This is a genomic window from Kamptonema sp. PCC 6506 (genome assembly GCF_000180455.1).
Taxonomy (GTDB): Bacteria; Cyanobacteriota; Cyanobacteriia; order Cyanobacteriales; family Microcoleaceae; genus Kamptonema; species Kamptonema formosum.
In genome coordinates this window covers 53,793-72,732 of record NZ_CACA01000323.1, presented here as the reverse complement: position 1 = coordinate 72,732, position 18,940 = coordinate 53,793, and the positions used below count along the sequence as shown (strand labels likewise).

Below are 18,940 nucleotides of genomic sequence, written 5' to 3'. Positions count from 1 at the left end.
TTTTGATTGAGTTCCAAGTTGAAAGAGGTTTGGGTTAGCTTATCGGTTCCAACCAAATTTACTAAACATTTGCTTGGGAATAATACTAGAAGCTTTTTCTGCCTGTTCTTGAGTCAACACTTGCCACCAGTCGTCTATCTTTTCCTTTTCCATATAACTATCTTGATTTAATTGTAGCTTGGAAAGGGCAGAATCTCTATCCTTTATTTCGTAAAAATTCAAAACTGACTCAAGAAAAGCCTCTGGATTGGCAGCAAAATTTTCCTGTTTCGTACTCAATATTTGAGGATGAAGATTATGAGATTCAATAACTTCCAACCACCCTTTCAGAAACTTTATTGCTTGGGGTAAATACCCACTTTCTATGTGCCAACTAATTTGGTCTGTGATTGACAAAGTGAAATAATTATCACATAGAATTGAATGATACATTATTAGCTGCTTTGGCTCTGTTTGTAAAATCTTGTTGAGATAATTTACAAACAACAGCATTGCTTGGCGAGGGTCACAGATATGAAAAATCATCTTATCCAAATACTCACCGATCAAATCAAAGTTGATTAAACTAGCTGAGATATACCCCATTGACCAACTCATTCCAGAAGCCAAACGGCTTATACTTTCACGTTCGATAATGTTATCAAAAGGATAACTTCCCGATATCGGAATAAAAGGGATAGATAAGCTAGTGGCTAGAGCGTTCACAATTTCAGTTCCTCCAAATTCGGGAAAGGTCACTAACAATATCCCAGGAATTGTCGCATGGGGATTCGCTTTCCGGTGATGAATTTTATTAGATTGGTAATAGCTGCGAATGGCCTGTTCCCGCTTACCCTGCACCAAAAGGACGTTGCCAAGATTGTAGTATGCTTCCGCACAATCAGGATTAATCTCAATAGCCTTTTGGTAGCTAACAATCCCCTCTTCTAGCAGACCGAGTTGTATCTGGATATTTCCTAAGTTAAAATAAGCCTCGTCACCCACAAGTACGGGCTGAAGTTCAATAGCCTTTTGCTGGCAAACCAAAGCCTCTTCTAGCTGACCTCGCTTGGCTAAAACCCCCCCCAATTGGCTATAGGATTTATAAAAATTTGGGTTGAGGTTAATGGCATGTCGGTAAACCGAAACCGCTTCATCTAAATGATTCAGTTTTACTAAAGCTTCCCCTAAGCTGTGGTAAGAATCATAAGAATCGGGATTTAACTCAATTGCTTTCCAATAAGCAGAAATCGCTGCCATCAAACAGCCTGAGAGTCTTAACAATGCCGTAAATTCTCCTGATTGCCTAATTGTAGCAAGAATTTGCTGGCGAGTTAGCGTGCCATTGCCCAAGTTCTGAAGGAAAGAACTTTTGCCGTTTACATCTGGAGAACGTTTCAGATAGGTACGATAAACTTCTTCCACAAAAGCTTCATTATTGAGAGGAGAAGTCGATTGCAAAAAGGTTATATCGTTGAAGTAATCGGAGTTCAGAGAAGCTGAAGAACCATTTTCTTGACTTGTTTTAGATAGAACGTCCTCTAGCTGGAGAGAAAATTGGAAAATTTCTAAGTTAATCTCTGTTGCCAGTCGATAACAAGCTTTTCCTAACTGATAATAAGACAAGAAAGATTCTGGGTTAATTTCAACTGCTTGCCGATAAGCAATAATAGCCTCATCAATACGATTGAGTTTTGCCAAAACTTCCCCCAAATTATGATAAGACCAAGCTGCATTCGGATTGAGCTCTATGGTTCGTTGGTACAAAGCGAGTGCTTCATCAGTACGATTGAGTTTTGCCAAAACTTCCCCCAAATTGTGGTGGACAACGTAGAAATTGGGATTCTGTTCAATAGCACGCTGATAAGCAGGAATGGCTTCCTGTAATTTCCCTTCCCGTTTAAGTTTATTGGCTGTCTCAAAATAGCTTATGCTCATATTTTTATTTGGGCAGGATAGCGCTGGCAAACACTAATGAAGAGGCTTAGCAACTCCCAATCAAAATTAAAATTACCTTAAGATTTGCTTTCGGTTAATTCTTTCAGATCGTAGTTTACCATAACTTCAACTAATTGCTCAAAAGAATATTGAGGCTGCCAGCCAAGCTGCGTTTTTATTTTATCAATACAGCCGACTAGCTGCACGGATTCGTCGGGGCGATAAAATTCAGGCTCAACGGAGACGTAATCTTCCCACTTTAACCCAACTGTGTTGAAGGCGCACTCTACTAACTCCTTGACTGAGTGAGTTTCCCCGCTGGCAATAATATAATCATCAAGGGACTCTTGCTGGAGCATCAGCCACATCGCAGTGACAGCATCTTGAGCATAGCACCAGTCGCGACGCGCTTCAAGGTTGCCTAGTTTTAGTTCCTTAGCAAGCCCGAGCTTGATCATTGCCACAGTGCGGGTGACTTTACGGAAAACAAATTCTGTTCCCCTGCGGGCTGATTCATGGGTGTAGGTAATGCCACAGCAGGTGTAGAGGTTGTACTGTCGCCGATAGTTAACAGTCATCCAGTGGGCGTAAGCCTTAGCCACACCATAAGGGTTGCGGGGACGAAAGGCAGTGCGTTCCGTTTGTGGCGATTCATCGGGTTGACCAAAGACTTCGCTGCTAGAAGCTTGGTAGAATTTAGCATCGGGTTTGCAGCGGCGGATGGACTCTAAGAGGCGGGAAACGCCAATAGCAGTATATTCGGCAGTGAGGGCTGGTTGAGTCCAAGATAGCGGTACATAACTTTGGGAAGCTAGATTATATATTTCATCGGGTTGAGCTTCCGCGATCGTATCCATAAGAGAACACTGATCTAAAAGATCGCCAGAAAGAATGTGGATATCACCAGTGAGATGGCTAATACGTTCCAAATTGCTGGAACTAGATCGTCGAACTAGCCCAAATACTTGATACCCTTTTGCTAAAAGGAGTTCAGCGAGGTAAGAGCCATCTTGCCCAGTTACACCTGTGATTAAAGCCTTTTTTGTCATAAAAAATCCTCGGTTAAGTGGGAAACTCAATAGCTAATGCCCTGAGTGTGATAGTTTGGCGTAGCTCACCAGCCGCGATGCAAGACGCTGGGCGATTGCTCAGTTGAGTCGCGGTTTTAACCGCCTACAGGTTTCAAAATTTAATCACATAATTGCAGATGTTTTAGGTAAGCGAGAAAATTATTAGCAATCACCGCCCAGTCATATTTTTGTTCCACATATTGTCTAGCATTCTCAATCCGCATAATTCTGAGATTGCTATCTTCCTCTGCAAGATACCTAATTGCATCAATAAATTGGTCTATTTCAGCAAGAAAGCAATGTTGACCGTGTTCTAAATTCAATCCCCTAGCTCCAAAAGGTGTAGAGATCACTGGAATACCTGCGGCCAAGTAATCTAGCATTTTTAAATTAGTCCCAGAACCAGAAATCATTGGATTCAATGCAACATCGGCAACTCCCAGAACAACATCTTTAATTGCATCATTGACTAATCCCATAAAGCTAACATTTAATGGAAGTTGTTCTGCGGGAAAAGCCCAACAAATATTTCCTAAAATCAGGAAATTCACTTGAGGAAGGTGACTAGCGATGCTCAAGATATAACGGACTGCTTCCACATTAGGTTGATGCCAACTGCCAATAAATAGTGCAGTAAAGCTTCCGTACAAGCCTAATTGTTTCTTCTTGAGAATCCGTTTCTCCAAAGAAATATAACTAACTGACTCAAGATCGCCTCCATTAGGAACCTCAACAAATTTATTAGAATCTACGCCGTACATCTCTTGCATTCGTAAGGCATCATTCTGGCAGCAAACTAAAATCAACTGGCTGAGTTGGCAACACTCATTTTCCACCTGGCGAGTGGCTTCTAAAAGTTCATATCCTTTAGGATAAGGAGAAAAAATGTTTTTCTTAACTTCCACTTGTACATCATGAGCTTCATACCAAATAGGTTGATTGCTAACTTCTTGAATAGCAGGTAAAAGATATGAATTGCAAGCAACCATAAAGTTTGAATCACTTGCAGCCTTCCTCAAAGCTTCCAAGTATGCAGGTGTCAAGTGATATAATTGAGGCATCACAACATCTGTAATTTGTAGTATTCCTGTCTTTGAACGGATAGCTGTCTCTGCTTCTAAATGCTGTGGTGACATGGGGATTCTTGTTTCCAAAACCCCAGGTGCAATTTCTGCATTAAATGGTTGTCCGTTATCTGTAAAGGTGACTAACTCAACATCAAATTTCTTAGCTAAGTGTCGGTATAAATGAAAAACTCGACTTTGACCACCTCCACTAGGCGGAAAAATGGGATAAGTCAAAGCCACTGTAATTTTAGGGCGTTTTCTAACTGTTAATGCTAAAGACGGTGGTGGGGTTTCACTTAACAATTTTGCTAGTCCGTTTTCCCATGTAATGTTTTGCACCAATTGTTTCCCGGCCACCCCCATTCGTTGTGCTTCCTCACGATTTTGGCACAAATAGTCAATGCGTTCAGCAATGGCTTGCGGGCTAGGTGGCACTGAGTATCCAGTTTCTCCATTGCGAACAAACTCATTCGTTCCCCCTGAATCTATGGCCGTAATAACGGGCTTTCCACTCATCATTGCTTCGACAGTAATTAATCCGTAATCTTCATCATAGGGAATGTACAAAATTGCAAAAGCATCTGCATATAAATCTTCAAGTTCGCGATCATTCACAAAACCTAGAAACGTAATTCTAGGATCGTTGCCAGCAAGTTGCCTCAGATCATTCAATTCGTCGCCAACACCTGCAATTTTAAATTGAATATCAGTTTTGACATATTTCATTGCTTCTATTAATATACCAATTCGTTTGCTGCCGTACTCCAGCCGACTCGCTGTAAAGAGATAATCACTTTTGCCTGTCCGTAGATTTCTCAGGATAGGAGGCGGATAAATAGCTTCTGCGGGACAGCCTATAGGAAAATAATCTTTACGGTTAGCAACGTTGTGAGCAATCGCAGCATATTTCTTGATAACACTCGGTGCTAAGCCAATACTATCTAAGAAATGAACTATCTCACGGATTAGAGGGCCTGGAAACTGGAAAGCATCGGCTGGCAAATGCTCTTGATAAGAACGAATCTGATTAATTTTTTGATAAAACTCACTAAGTGCAGCCCTAGTACCTTTATTTTGCTGCATAAATTTCTGCAAGGAAGAAATTTCCCTATTGTCTGTTGTGTAAGTTTCTGGCCAGGTTGCAGGATATGTGTCGTACAAGCCGCGCAACTTGTGAAGCATATAGCAGACATGGTTAGGGTGTTGAACCATCCAAGATGGGTATTTGCCAGAAATAACTAAATCAAAATGACCTAGATCTAACTGTGAAAATTGCCAGTAGTTCTCTATCAATTCCCAGAAATCACTTTCGGGACTTGGCATTTTAATTAAATCAGCCTGATGGGGAGTGTGTTGGTTGATGTGGTGCAACAGGCCCCACCAGAGATTTTCGGCACCGCCAATCCTAAACGGAACAGCACTAGGAGCAAGGATAGCAATCTTCATAATTGTTGACCGATGTGTATGTACTTCAACCGAATTTTTCAGCAGTAACGTCAAATAACCAGCCATCTATCAGATTAAATTCCATTTTGGCAAAACTAGCTGCTTCTAAATAATAGGTCAATAACTTTTGTGTAAAGGCAGTAAAATGCCAATCTCCTTCATAAGCCTGAGTTCCAAATAAGCATTGAAGCAATTTCTGTTGGAGTTCAACTGTTTGATAGTTTTCCGCTTTGAAAAGCTCAAGCAAATCGATTAAGCTTGTAGTTCTAAGCTTCAATATACCTCCACATTTTAACAACCTAGACCATTCTTTTAGTGCTAATTCAGTTTCACAGCGTGGCAAATGTTCTAAGCAATCTTGAGCAATTATTTCTTCATAGAAACCTGATGGTAGCATATGTAGATACCGGATATCTGCTACTAAATCGGGTTTGTGATATTCGTGAAGATCCACATTTAAATAACCACATTTGATATCAAATCCACAGCCGAGATTTAAACGCTGAGGATATTTAGAGTAATCAAATTTATTCAATAACTTAAATTCTTGTGATTCCTGAAATGCGTTGAGGACTTGCTGGCGTTTGCTCCTATCATTACCTAGATACTGAAGATATGAATGTTTGCCAAACTCATCTGCTTCGCGTTTCAAGTAAGTGTGGTAAGCTGCTTGCAAAAAAGCTTCATCACTAAGGTTGTTAGTTTCTTGCAAAAAAAAATCGTCGCTAAGCTTTCTTGTCTCAATTAAATTCTCGTCCATAGTTTTCCAATACTCCTACCGTTTAGCGCCTTAATTTTCTCAGTAAATATTAACGATCTTCTAGCGATCAATACTTCGGATGGTTGTGATTGCCAATGGCATAATAGGGGTTTAAGGCAACTCACGACTCAGTAAAAATCAAATTTTTCAGCCATTTTTTTCCAAAGTATCCAAACTATTGGGTTATAAGCGTGTGGCTGTAAAAGCAAAGCGTAGATACACAGAGGGATCTACTTCTGGTGCGTTAATCAAGTAATAGAAGTCAAACTTAAATTTATCTTTTACTGGATTCATGATCCTCTCTTTAAACGATTGCGGGCTATAAAATCTAGCGTGTCTGTTTCCCCATCCTTCAGCACAATATATCGTTGTCCCTTCATCAAAATTGACCTGGGATGCTAAACTGACTTTAGGATCGGTTTGCGTCGCGGTCTCTGTAAATATATAAAATGGACATACAAAAACAATGCCTCCTGGTTTGATGACTCTTGACAATTCAATAAATAACCTCGTATCTGCGCCACCCTCAAAATGTTCAATAGAGCAAGTCAAAGCAGCCTTTGATGCAAATCCATCCGGTACAGGCATCGAACAAGCGTCTCCACCAATTTGATTATCCTTGATACCTGGTGAATACATAATATCTTGACTAAATGTATTAGCTCCTGTCAATCTATGATAAATTTCTGGAATAGGAGAATTTTCACTAGCTAAATCCACAAAGATATCTTTTGCTTTTAAGTTTAGAAACGAAATACACAAATAGTGTTCCAGGGATTTTTCTCGCAGATTTCCTGAATAATAATTAGGATATCTTGTCCTATATTCAGCTTTTTCAAAATATTTATTATATTCCTCGATATTAATGGCAAAATCTTGAAATTCAATCCCCAAAACAGTTGCCATTTTAAGTATCTTGGCTACAATTTCAGGGGAAGCGTTGTCTATAGCTGTAGCAACTACTTTATATCCAAGCTGTTTGATATCTTCCAGGCTTTCACTAAAACTTTTCTCGACAACCCCTGGTTGATATAAATACTGTTTTTTGTTTTCTAGCGTCTCGCTATTTTCCGGATTTCTCAACTCATGTTCTTTAAAATTTAACTTGTTTTTTCAATTGGCGATAAAGCTTTGGGATCTAGGATTCCTGATAATCTTAGAGCTAATGTGTATCGATCTTTATCAATCAACTTCTCATCCAGAGTTGGGGTGATATTGGATTCAGCAACGAATTCATTACCATTGATTATTTTAGGAGTTTTGTCTCTATAATCCGAGTTTCTTTGTACACCAATTAACTTGTCATCATTAGGTATTGAAGAATAATTCGTAAAAACTTTTGGTTGAGTTATAGCCAATTTATCCCGATTTTTTGAACATGATTGAACAATTTTACTAAAAACTAAGTTGATTGAACTACCATTGAGCAATTCACTTATAGAAATTGCAGAAAAATCACCATTCATGTTCATTTTTACCAAAGAGAAACCTCTTTGTAAAAAATTATATATAAAATCTTGGGGGTGAACTCCATTGTCGTCAAAATGAGAAGAGTTAAAAACCATATAAATAGTAACTTGAGAATTTTGTGTTAATAGATTCTGCATTCCTTTTAAAATTAAAGGTGCAGCGCCTCTAACATCTAGGTTAATTACATTTACTCTCGGAGCTACTCTAAACACTTCATCTAAAAAATAGGTTTCAACTTCAAAAAAATTGTCATCTGCTACAGGAGGAAATAAGTTATTACGTCCGTATATCTCCTTAATTGATATTTTCATTGCTCCTTTTATTAGATCGGGAGCAATGACACTCAGAGCCATTAATTTATTAGGCTGTTGATGATTTGTTGTTTTCAACTCGTATCTCAGCGAAGCGTATTGAAGAATGCGAGATTGAATAGCTCCCGCAGTCATATCGTTAGGCATATTTTTGTCTCCGACTCAAAAAAACAAATATTTTTGTAATTAAAAAGCACAAAGTACTCGCCTTCTGCCAAGAGTTATTAAGAGGTATTCGCTCTAACTAACAGAGACTAAATTTTTGAAACTCAGAAAACTTTAGTTTCAAGCTCAACAGATCGGCGGTAGGCAGCACTCGCTTCATCTACTTTACCTTGTTTAGCTAGAGCATCACCTAAATTATTGTATATCAAAGGGTTGTCTGGATCTAACTCTGCCGATTGACGGTAAGCCTCGATCGCCTTATCCATTTCGTCTATTGCCATAAGAGCTTCTCCCATGTTGTGATAAGACTGACTGGAATTTGGGTCTAAATCCACAGCGCGACGGTAAGCCTCGATCGCCTGCTGCCACTGACCCCGTGCAGCTAAAGCCTCCCCTAATAGATGATGTACCTCATAGTTATCAGGCTTGATATCTATATATAGGACATAAGCCTCGATCGCCTGCTGCCACTGACCCTGTGCAGCTAGAGCCTGCCCTAGCTGGAATTGGGCTTCATGGTCAATTGGCTTCATTTCCAATACTTTTTGACAAATCTCTAAATTATTGGGAGTAAGTTCAATCGCCTTGTGATAACAGGAAGCCGCTTCGTCTAAATCTTGCTCAGTGCCCCTTTGTCTCAAAGCATCCCCTAAATGGCAGTACACCACATCCGAGTTGGGACTAAGTTCCAGAGCTTTTCGGTAACAACCGATTGCTTCATCCCACTGCTGAAGCTGAGTCAGGGCAAACCCTAAATGGTCTTGACCCTCAAGAGAGTTAGGTTCAAGTTTAACAGACTTGCGGTAAGAGGCTACAGCTTCACTCCATCTTTGTAGTCTCGCCAAAGCATCACCTAAGTGCTGATATACGACAGCAGATTCGGGACTGAGTTCCAGGGTTTTTTTGTAAGAAACAATCGCCTCCTCCCACCGCTGCACGATCGCTAAAGTATGCCCCAAATAGTGATGAACGATCGCCGCCCCTGGTTCCAACTCAGCCGCCTGCTTATAAGATGCGATCGCTTCCTCCCATTGACCTGTAGCCGCCAAAGCCGTTCCTAACTTATAACGAAGCCAATAAAAATCAGGATTAAGCTGAATCGCCTTTCCGTAACCAGCAAGAGCCTCTTGTAACTCATTTTTTCCTTGCAGCGCCTCTGCCAACTTCATGTACAATTCCCAAGAACCTGGATTGAGCGCGATCGCCTGACGCAAACACTCAATCCCCTCATCCACCTGTCCCAGCCTCGCCAAAACCTCCCACAAATTTTCATAAGGCAAAGCCGACTCAGCATCGAGTTCAATCGCCTGACGCAAACACCCTAGCGCTTCCTCCAATTGACCTTGGAAGCACAAAGCCTTCCCCAAACTATTATGAAACTCATAAAAATCTGGATATATCTCCACAGCCCGCCTATAAGCTGCAACCGCCCCATCCCAATTGCCCTGGCGTTCCAGCATTTCTCCTAAACCATGCCAAGACCAAGCCGAGTTCGGGTTGAGTTCACAAGCCCGCTGGTAACAGTCTCCAGCCTCTTCCAACTTCCCCTGTTGAGCCAAAACCTCCCCTAAATTATGGTGATACCAAGAGAAATCAGGATTTAACTCAAGACATCGGCGATAAGCCGCCGCCGCTTCCTCCCACTTGCCCGACTGTTTAAATAAGTTGCCTTGGTTAAAATAAGTAGAAACATTGTCTTGATTTTTTTTTAATAAGTCATTCATATCTTTTTATCCAATATTTCTTAGACTTGAAACTTTAAATTCCGGTGCAACAATTGTAGCAGAGAGAGGGAAAAACACAAACAAATTCTGCTCAGACAGCCTGCTCATATTCAAATACTCAATCCAAATGCGAGCAGATTTTGGGCTGATTTATGCCTCAAGCCGAATCCCAGAGTCTTGACAGACCCTTGTCAAATGAGGGCTGTAATAAGGGTCATTGTCAATATACTTTTGCCAACGACTTGCTATAATCTTTGATTCTCGATCCAAGCGCGCTTTCTTCTCTGGACTATCCTCGTAACCCCGACTCTTAGATTCGTGATGGTAAAGAACTACATGAGGCAAGTAAATATTCCGATAGCCCTTTTCTAACATCTTCAAACACAGATCCACATCATTGTAGGCTACAGTTAGCTCTTCATCAAATCCCCCCACACTTTCAAATACTTCCCGGCGACACATTAAACACGCAGCCGTTACCGCTGAAACATTGTTGAGACCTATCGCATTCCCAAAATATCCTGGAATCGATCTAGGCATATGATAATAGCTGTGACCTGCAACTCCCCCCCCTAAACCCATTACAACTCCAGCGTGTTGAATTTTATCATCAGAATATATTAACAAATTGCCTACCGCTCCAATTGAACTTCTCTGAGCTTGTTCAACCATTCCCTCAATCCAATCGGGAGTAATTACTTCTGTATCATTATTCAAAAACAGCAAGTAATCTCCCTCAGCTTTACTAGCAGCGTAGTTGTTAATCTTAGAGAAATTGAAGGGAATATCTAAGAGATAACTCTTAAATCTTTTTGATTCCTTAGCTTTCCATTTCGCTAGAATTTCCGCCGCATGCTTCTCTTTACTACCGTTATCTATAACGATAACTTCGTAATTTGGGTAAACGCTTTTAGTAAAGATAGACTCCAAGCAGTTATCCAACACATCGCCTAAATCCTTGGTGGGAATGATGATACTCACCCGCTTGTAATCAGTAATTTTGTAGCGGACAATAAAATGTCCCAAAAAGTCAGGAACACTTTCCACTTGTCCCGGTTCACCCCTTCTGTCAATAGCCTCTTGCAAAGCTTTTTGAGATGCTTCGTAGGCATAGGGTTTTGCATCAGTGCCCCCAGCAGCAGAACCAGCGTGCATTCTCCAGTGGTAGAGAACTTTAGGAATGTGAAAGATTTTGTCAGTTTTTTCCGTAAACCTCAAAACTAAATCGTAATCTTGACCTCCCTCAAAACCTACTCTAAAACCACCAATTTTGTTGATTAACGATCGTCTGTAAGTTCCCAAATGACAGGTATACATCCGAGATAAAAATGAATCAGGACTCCATTCTGGCTTAAAAAACGGATTTATTAATTCCCGATCTTGATAAATCTTATCTTCATCTGAATAAATCATGTCCGCTTCAGGATGGCGGTTCAATAGCAACACTACTTCATACAAAGCTTCAGGTGTCAGAGTATCGTCGTGGTCTAGTAGCGATATAAATTCTCCTGTAGCCAACTCCAAAGCCGAGTTAGAACTGAGAGAAATATGACCGTTTTTAGTTCTATAAACTACTTTAATTCTACTATCTTTAGCTGTATATTCTGACAATATTTGCTTCACATGAGTAGCCGTTGATGCGTCGTCAGCAATACACAATTCCCAGCAAGGATAGATTTGATGCAAAACCGAGTCTATGGCTTCCCTCAGATAATTTTCAGGCGTATTATACACAGGCATGATAATACTAATCAGTGGCTTGTAGCTAAAGATTTCTACCGTCTCAGCCATCTTTCGCAAATCTGCTTCTCTAGGGCTGTTCTTAGCACGCCACCTTGTGTAAGCTGAGTCTTGACCGAGAAATAGTGCATCTCGGAGATTTTGATAATCCAAACCAAAAAGTTTTGGGTCGAGTTTGCTCGCCGTTTCGTAGGCTTCCAAAGCTTCAGAAAGCCGCTCTTGTTTAGCTAGAGTTTTCGCTAAATTGTAGTAAGACCAACCAAAAGTAGAATCTACCTCGATCGCTTGGCGGTAAGCGATAACAGCTTCATCTAGGCGATCTTCTTGTTGAAATACGTCTCCTAAGTTATGGTAAGACCACACAAATTGGGGATTGAGTTCAATCGCTTTACGGTAAGAATTGATAGCTTGTTCCAGTTTACCTTCCGCTCTGTGGAGATCCCCTAAGTTGTGGTGAGTCCCGAAGTAGTTTGGGTTAACTTCGAGCGCTTTGGTGTAGGCTGCAATCGCTTCCTTGACTTTCCCTTTTGCTTGAAAAGTCTCGCCTAATTTGTGGTACTCCGTATCTGCGCCAATGCCAATATTATCAATAGCTTTGCTGGAAGGTGCGATCGTTAAGCCATCACCCCCATGCACTGTTTTTGTCACCCCTTTTTTTTTTAACACCTCTTCCAACCGCGCCGAAATCATCCGATCGCTAGGCTGAATCTGCAACGCCATCTGATAAAAAACGATCGCCCCATCTAACCAACCCTGTCTCACCAAAGCATCAGCCAACCCTACATAAAGATCGGCATCATTCGGCGCAATCTCCAAGGCCTTATGATACAGTTGCACATCATCCGGGTTGTACTCGATCGCCTCCCGATAAAGCTTACTCGCCGCCTCTAAATCCCATTGAGCCCTCTGTCTAATCGCATCAGCTAATTTTTGAGGTAGCCAAGGCAGATCCGGCTGAATCTCCGCAGCACGGCGGTAAGACGCGATCGCCTCATCCCACTCTTCCTGATGCTCTAAAGCTTGCCCCAAATTGTAATGAGCCCAAGCAAAATCAGGGTTAAGTTCCAACGCCCGCCTATAAACAGGAACCGATTCCTCCCAACGTTCCAGCTCAATTAGAGCATCTCCTAAGTTATTATGCGACCAGAAGAAATCCGGGTTAAGTTCAATTGCACGGCGGTAAGCTGCGATCGCCCCCTCCCAATCTTCCAGCTTCACCAAAGCCTCAGCTAAATTACTATGCGTTCCAAAATGGTCAGCATTAAGTTCAATTGCCTGCTGGTACGCCGCCGCCGCTTCTTCCCAGCGTTCCAGTTTCATCAAAGCATCGGCTAAATTGTTCTGCGACCAGAAAAAATCATTTTTTGCTTGATTCGCACCAGCATAAGCCTCAGCAGCTTCTTCCCATCTTTCCAACTTCACCAGCGCATCGCCTAAATTATTATGCGACCAAGAATGATCGGGATTTAACTTAATTGCGCTTAAGTAAGCAGGAACAGCCTCCTCCCACTGTTCCAACTTCATCAGCGCATCAGCTAAATTATTGTGCGACCAAGAATGGTCAGGATTTAACTCAATTGCACGGCGGTAAAAAGCAACCGATTCTTCCCACTTCTCTTGATTCTTAAGGATTTCCGCTAACTCGTGGTATCCCCAAGAAGAACTAGGATTTAACTCCAATCCCCGACGATAACAATCAATCCCCTGCTCTACTTTCCCTTGTTCCAAGAAAGTTTTAGCTAAATTAATATATTCATCTGCTGTTGCCTTACTCGGATCGAGATTAAACGCTCGATACCAACATTCTGCGGCTTCCTGTGGCTTCCCTACCTGCGCCCAGAGTTTAGCAAAATTGCGGTAAGCACCAGCGAAATCTGGTTTAATCGCGATCGCCTTTTGAAAAGCTGCGATCGCCGATTGCCATTGTTGCTGACCCCCATAAAGACTACCCAAATTAGCGTAAGCCTCAGCAAAATTCGGGTTAATTTCCAAAGCTTTGAGATAACAGTTTTTTGCATCCTCTACCTTGCCCATAGCTTGGAAGGCATTCCCCAATAATTTGTATATTGCCGCATCCGGTTTAAGTTGTAGCGATCGCCTACAGGCCGCGATCGCTTGGGGGAATTTCCCTTGGGCTAAATACCCCTCCGCCAAGATATTGTATGCTTCTGGGTCTTCTGTACTAACACCGACTGCTGGTGCCGCAGGGCGCTGCTTAACAGTACCATTTGCCCTACTTGCCGAAGGCAGAGTATCCATACCCTGACTTGCCGAAGGCAAAGTATCTACACCCCGACTTGCCGAAGGCAGAGTATCCACGCCTTGACTGGCTGAAGGTAGAGTATCTATAGCCTGCCTTGCCGAAGGCAAAGTATCCACGCCCTGACTTGCAGTTTTACCATTCGTAGCCTTCAATTCAATCGCTTTTCTATAATAGGGGGCGGCTTGCTCCAAATTACCCGCTTGCTTGAGAGCATCCCCCAAATTTTGGTAAGCCTGGGCCAAATTAGGATTTAATTTAATGGCACGGCTGTAACAATTAACTGCCTCCTGTAGCTTCTGCTGCTGCAACAGGCTATTACCCAGATTCAGGTGTTCCTCTGCCGTTGCCTTTTCCGGTTCCAGAGTGAATGCCTGATACCAACAATCTTGAGCTTGGGCATCCTTGCCCATTTGGGCTAATACTTTAGCCAAATTCCGGTATACTCCCGCGAAATTTGGCTTCAGCGCGATCGCTTTTTGATAATGAGTGATGGCCTCCGACCATTTTTGCTCAGCGGCGTAAATACTGCCCAAGTTCGCATAAGCTTCAGCAAAATTTGGCTGAATTTGAATTGCCTTAGCATACCAGTGCCTTGCCTCCTCAACGCGACCTTGAGCTTGGAGGGCATTGCCCAAAGTTTTTAGAGCCTGTGCAAAATCGGGTTTTACCTTCAGGGCTTGTTCGCAAGCAGCGATCGCTTCCTCTACTTTCCCTTGGGATAAATAGATTTCTGCCCGTTGGTTGAAATGAACCGCACTCGATTCGGCATTCACTGTCGATTGCATATTTGCACAAGCTCCAGAAGCAGCAATAATTTAGTTATGACTTAGCAATATTAACTCAAGATGCACGCCTTAACGCTGAAAATTTTAGCGATCGCGTGAGATGGTTAGTTATTGACCTGTGCTGCTGACGCTCACCCTTGCGATCCTGTTCCCGGCTACCTGCTATCGCCTGCATATCTCTATACAAACTGAATCAGGGAATATTGGCGAGATCGGCTCAAAAATCGCGATCGCCACAAAATCAGAGTCAGGAACCAAGTTAGCGGGATCTCTGTGCCAGTCTGATAATTGTTATAATATATGGATATATTCTTGGGAGAATGCCCGTGTCGCCTTGGCCTAGTTTAGTAACTGCCTCAGCTTTACTCGTCTACTTAGTTTTCATCATCAACGTCGGGAGAGCTAGAGCTAAGTATAAAATATCTCCCCCCCAGATGACAGGGACTCCTGACTTTGAGCGCGTGGTGCGCGTTCAGCAGAATACTTTAGAGCAACTTGTCATCTTTTTGCCGTCACTGTGGCTATTTTCCGAGTTTATCAGTCCAATTTGGGCTTCTGGAATTGGTGCATTTTGGTTAGTTGGGCGCATTTTATTTGCTTGGGGTTACTATCAAGCTGCGGAAAAACGTATGCTCGGTTTTGGAATTACTTCCTTTGCTAATTTTACTCTCATTGGAGGTTCTTTAATCGGCATAATTTTGCAATTATTTAATACTTCACCATAGCTAATTGAGTCAGATTAACTTAGAATTGCTATAAGCTTCCTTCCACCCTTAATTCTATTCCCTTCTTCCTTCTTCCCTAACCCCTAGCCCCTTCTTTACCCTAGCTATATTTAGGAGAAAATATGTCAGAGAAAGAGAAAGATAAAGTTAAATTTGAAATCAGCCAACACCTCTTTGAACAGCTTTCTGAATGGCAAGATAAAATGGAAGCAGCAGATCGATTAGCCGATGAGTCAGAGAAAAGGGAAACTATAACTGAAACTCATCCAGATATTTATGAAAATCCTTCAAAAACAGATAATTTCTAGTCTGGGAATTACATTATTTTTGGCAGCATTCTCTGTAATTCCTGCCTTGGCTAACCCTTTGACTAATAGTCAAATTCAGCGGGTGAATAGCGGTTTATTTAGATCGAATTCTCAAGACTTTTTTGAGGAAGGTAGACGTAAATTAGACAGAGAAATTGAAATTTTGCTCCAAAGACTGTTAACCTCCGATCGAGAGATACTTGAGATTGATGAGGAACTGCGATCTGAGCTATGCAGCGGGGAAGTGAGAATATCGGCGCAACAGTTAGATAGAATGGACAATCACCAACTCAACACTCTTAATGCAAGAGTTAAAGAGATTTGTACGGCTAATCCACATAAAGCTGAGGCTATAAATTGATATAATAATATCATGTCCGGCAAATTACTTGCGCTCTGTCAAAAGCGAGAAGCCGAAGCCGCGAGCGAAGCGTGGCGGGAAGCGAAGCAATTCGCTTGCGTTTTGGATGACAAGTATTTAACCAGACATGATATAACGTAGTAATGACGACGAATCGAGAAGAAATGGAAAAACTGAAATTATTAATGCTAGAAGCGGAAACGGCGGGTCAATTAGCTGCCTTAATTATTGACTTCACCCATGAAGAAATAATGCAGGTTTATAGGGAACTCGTACTAGAACAGCAAGCGAGAATTCAGGCAATTTGGAAGACATATTGGTTGAATAGCTAATATCAACTCTGGGTTTATTATCCCTTTTTCTTATAGTCCGCGTAGGCGGACTTAGTTTGTGTAGTAGCGATTTCAATCGCCGACAAATAAAGGGGATAACTAACCCGATTTAATATTAAAGCATTTTTTCCAAAAATTGCTTGGCGCGATCGCACTTCGGGTTACTGAAAAACTCCCTCGGCGGTTCATCCTCAGCTACTTTTCCGCCATCCAGAAATAATATCCGGTGAGCTACTTCCCGCGCAAATCCCATCTCGTGAGTGACAATTGCCATTGTAATTCCCGTCTGCGCTAAAGCTTTCATCACATCTAACACTTCTTTAACCATTTCTGGATCGAGTGCAGAAGTCGGTTCGTCCATTAACAAAATTTCCGGTTCCATTGCCAAGGATCGCGCGATCGCCACCCGCTGTTTTTGTCCTCCCGACAGCTTAGAAGGGTAAACCTCCGCCTTATCTGACAAACCTACTTTTTCAAGTAATTCTAATCCCTTTTGATGCGCCTCATCCTTAGCAACCTGCTTCACCTTTATAGGCGCATAAATCACATTTTGCAGTACCGTCATGTGCGGGAATAAATGAAAATGTTGAAATACCATCCCTACTTTCTGGCGAATTTTCAGAATATCTACATTCGCCGAAGTAATATCAACTCCGTCAATGTAGATATTTCCAGAAGTAGGAATTTCCAGTAAATTTAAACAGCGTAAAAAAGTAGACTTACCGCACCCGGAAGGGCCGATAATAGCAATCACTTCTCCTTGATTAATCTCAGTGCTAATCTCGCGCAAAACCTTGAGATTCCCAAAGGATTTATAGAGTCTGTCAACCTTAACTGCTACTTTGGAGTCTGCGTTCGAGTACATTTGCCCCCCAAGTTAAACTAAGCACCATTAAGTAGTAAATTATTCCCACAAATATCAAAGGTTCAAAGTAAATATACTTCTCTGCTCCGACAATTGTAGCGCGACGTAGCAAATCTTCTACGCCAATTACTGAAACTAAAGCTGAGTCTTTCAACAAAGCAATACTTTCATTTACCAAGGCAGGCAAAATATTTTTTAAAGCCTGCGGTAAAATAATATCCCCCATCATTAGTTTGTAGGGAACACCAAGGGATTCTGCTGCTTCCTTTTGCCCTTTATCTACAGCTTGAATTCCAGCGCGAATTGTTTCGGAGATATAAGCCCCAGAATTGAGGAAAAAAGTAATCACACCAGCTTGCAGCGCTGATATATTATACCCCGTAAGCTGTGGCGTTGCAAAGTAAACTAAAGTTAACTGCAAAATTAGGGGCGTTCCCCGGAAAATTGAAGTGTAGCCATTGGCAAATAAGGAAAGCGGTTTAATGGTAGAAATCTTAAAGAGAGACAGGACAATTCCCCAAATAAATCCCAAAAATGCTGACAGCAGGGTAAATGTTAATGTGACCCAGATTCCGCCTAAGATAAAAGGCAGATTTGGCAATATTTTGCCAAAATCTAGACCGAACTTTGGGGTAGCGGCTGGCTGATCTGTAGTCGGTTCTTGAGCTATTGGTCGAGAAAACCACTGAGTAGCTAGTTCCTTAAGTTTACCATTGTCTTTCATTTGCTGGAGGACGCGATTAAACTCTGGAACTAATCTCGAACCTTTGGGAAAGGCGATCGCAGAACCGCTTTCTTCAGTATTAGGAATTACATTAAATTCCAAGTCGGGATTTGATTCTGCATAACCCTTAGCGACAGTATCTTCAATTATCCCGGCAGTCAATCGATTGGATTTAACTTCTTGAATGATATCAGCAATTTTATTTAGGGAAACTACCTCCACTCCCGCCATCTTTTTGACAGCTTCCTGCTGAATACTTCCCAGTTGTACGCCTACTTTCTTACCTGCTAAATCTTCAGGTTTGGTTAGTTTGCTTCCTTTATTAGCGACAATTGTATTTTGAGCTTCGTAATAAAGATCGGAAAAATCAACATTTTTTTTTCGTTCAGGTGTGGGAGTCATCCCTGCCATTACAAAATCGGCTCGCCCTGCTTGCAAAGCAGGAATTAAGCCGTTAAAATCCATACCGATGATTTGGAATTGATAGCCTAATTCTTTCGTAATATATTTGGCGATATCTACGTCAAAACCGATAATTTCATTACCACTAACAGCGGTATCTTTAAATTCATAGGGCGGGTAATCAGGGGAAGTCGCCATTGTTAAAGTCTTGTTGGCGGTTTGAGAATAACTCGCGATCGCAATCAAGGAGAAAGCGACGGCGATCGCAACCACCATCAAGGATTTTAATTTTTTCCACCGTTTCATCTTCAGCATTCCCCTTAACAATCCCAGCAAACTAGGTAAACACTTCTGTGGCTTAGTTTAATGCGCCACCGTCCCGGCAGTCAAGATATGGCTAGGACGGCGGCGCTATCAACAATTATAGTAAGTCCTCTTCCCAATAGATAATTATCCCATAAATTTACTTGTAGGGTACATAAATTAATGCACCCTACTTAAATGT

General features: G+C 41.7%; 14 protein-coding genes. 4 read left to right on the top strand and 10 right to left on the bottom strand.

Annotated elements, in window-relative coordinates:
* Positions 1-39: 39 nt before the first annotated feature.
* The 8 genes from OSCI_RS21335 to OSCI_RS21300 all read right to left on the bottom strand — a co-directional run bounded on the left by OSCI_RS21335 (position 40) and on the right by OSCI_RS21300 (position 14,718).
* Entirely contained in the window at positions 40-1,917 is a 1,878-nt protein-coding gene (locus tag OSCI_RS21335; protein WP_007357218.1) for a tetratricopeptide repeat protein, read from the bottom strand.
* Between the two features lie 77 nt (positions 1,918-1,994).
* Complete coding sequence (locus OSCI_RS21330; protein WP_007357217.1) at positions 1,995-2,966, bottom strand: GDP-mannose 4,6-dehydratase; 972 nt, start codon at positions 2,964-2,966, stop codon at positions 1,995-1,997.
* Positions 2,967-3,106: 140 nt separating this feature from the next.
* On the bottom strand, positions 3,107-5,500 hold the full coding sequence (locus OSCI_RS21325) for a glycosyltransferase family 4 protein (protein WP_007357216.1): 2,394 nt from the start codon (positions 5,498-5,500) through the stop codon (positions 3,107-3,109).
* A gap of 25 nt (positions 5,501-5,525) precedes the next feature.
* The gene (locus OSCI_RS21320) at positions 5,526-6,260 is read right to left on the bottom strand and encodes a DUF4214 domain-containing protein (RefSeq protein ID WP_007357215.1); all 735 of its coding nucleotides are present in this window, start codon (positions 6,258-6,260) and stop codon (positions 5,526-5,528) included.
* Positions 6,261-6,443: 183 nt separating this feature from the next.
* Positions 6,444-7,343 carry a hypothetical protein gene (locus OSCI_RS21315; protein WP_007357214.1) on the bottom strand — a complete coding sequence of 300 codons (900 nt, stop codon included), beginning with the start codon at positions 7,341-7,343 and terminating at the stop codon, positions 6,444-6,446.
* Between the two features lie 17 nt (positions 7,344-7,360).
* Positions 7,361-8,188, bottom strand: a complete 828-nt coding sequence (locus tag OSCI_RS21310) for a hypothetical protein (RefSeq protein WP_007357213.1) — start codon at positions 8,186-8,188, stop codon at positions 7,361-7,363.
* Positions 8,189-8,310: 122 nt separating this feature from the next.
* Positions 8,311-9,930, bottom strand: a complete 1,620-nt coding sequence (locus OSCI_RS21305) for a tetratricopeptide repeat protein (RefSeq protein ID WP_007357212.1) — start codon at positions 9,928-9,930, stop codon at positions 8,311-8,313.
* 150 nt (positions 9,931-10,080) lie between these two features.
* Entirely contained in the window at positions 10,081-14,718 is a 4,638-nt protein-coding gene (locus tag OSCI_RS21300; protein WP_007357211.1) for a tetratricopeptide repeat protein, read from the bottom strand.
* 320 nt (positions 14,719-15,038) lie between these two features.
* Here OSCI_RS21300 and OSCI_RS21295 point away from each other — a divergent pair, with 320 nt between their 5' ends.
* The 4 genes from OSCI_RS21295 to OSCI_RS21280 all read left to right on the top strand — a co-directional run bounded on the left by OSCI_RS21295 (position 15,039) and on the right by OSCI_RS21280 (position 16,444).
* Positions 15,039-15,443: an MAPEG family protein gene (locus OSCI_RS21295; protein ID WP_007357210.1), complete on the top strand. Its 405-nt coding sequence runs from the start codon at positions 15,039-15,041 to the stop codon at positions 15,441-15,443.
* A 122-nt stretch (positions 15,444-15,565) separates the two neighbouring features.
* The gene (locus tag OSCI_RS21290) at positions 15,566-15,751 is read left to right on the top strand and encodes a hypothetical protein (protein WP_007357209.1); all 186 of its coding nucleotides are present in this window, start codon (positions 15,566-15,568) and stop codon (positions 15,749-15,751) included.
* Complete coding sequence (locus tag OSCI_RS21285; protein WP_007357208.1) at positions 15,720-16,112, top strand: hypothetical protein; 393 nt, start codon at positions 15,720-15,722, stop codon at positions 16,110-16,112. Before OSCI_RS21290 ends, OSCI_RS21285 begins: the two co-directional genes overlap by 32 nt.
* A gap of 143 nt (positions 16,113-16,255) precedes the next feature.
* Entirely contained in the window at positions 16,256-16,444 is a 189-nt protein-coding gene (locus OSCI_RS21280; RefSeq protein WP_007357207.1) for a hypothetical protein, read from the top strand.
* 115 nt (positions 16,445-16,559) lie between these two features.
* Here OSCI_RS21280 and OSCI_RS21275 read toward each other — a convergent pair whose 3' ends face one another.
* Both OSCI_RS21275 and OSCI_RS21270 read right to left on the bottom strand, forming a co-directional pair.
* Positions 16,560-17,309 (bottom strand): amino acid ABC transporter ATP-binding protein, encoded by a 750-nt coding sequence (locus tag OSCI_RS21275; RefSeq protein WP_007357205.1) that lies wholly within the window; start codon positions 17,307-17,309, stop codon positions 16,560-16,562.
* Positions 17,275-18,741: an ABC transporter substrate-binding protein/permease gene (locus OSCI_RS21270; RefSeq protein ID WP_019487624.1), complete on the bottom strand. Its 1,467-nt coding sequence runs from the start codon at positions 18,739-18,741 to the stop codon at positions 17,275-17,277. The genes OSCI_RS21275 and OSCI_RS21270 overlap by 35 nt, the downstream gene beginning before the upstream one ends.
* Positions 18,742-18,940 lie beyond the last annotated feature (199 nt).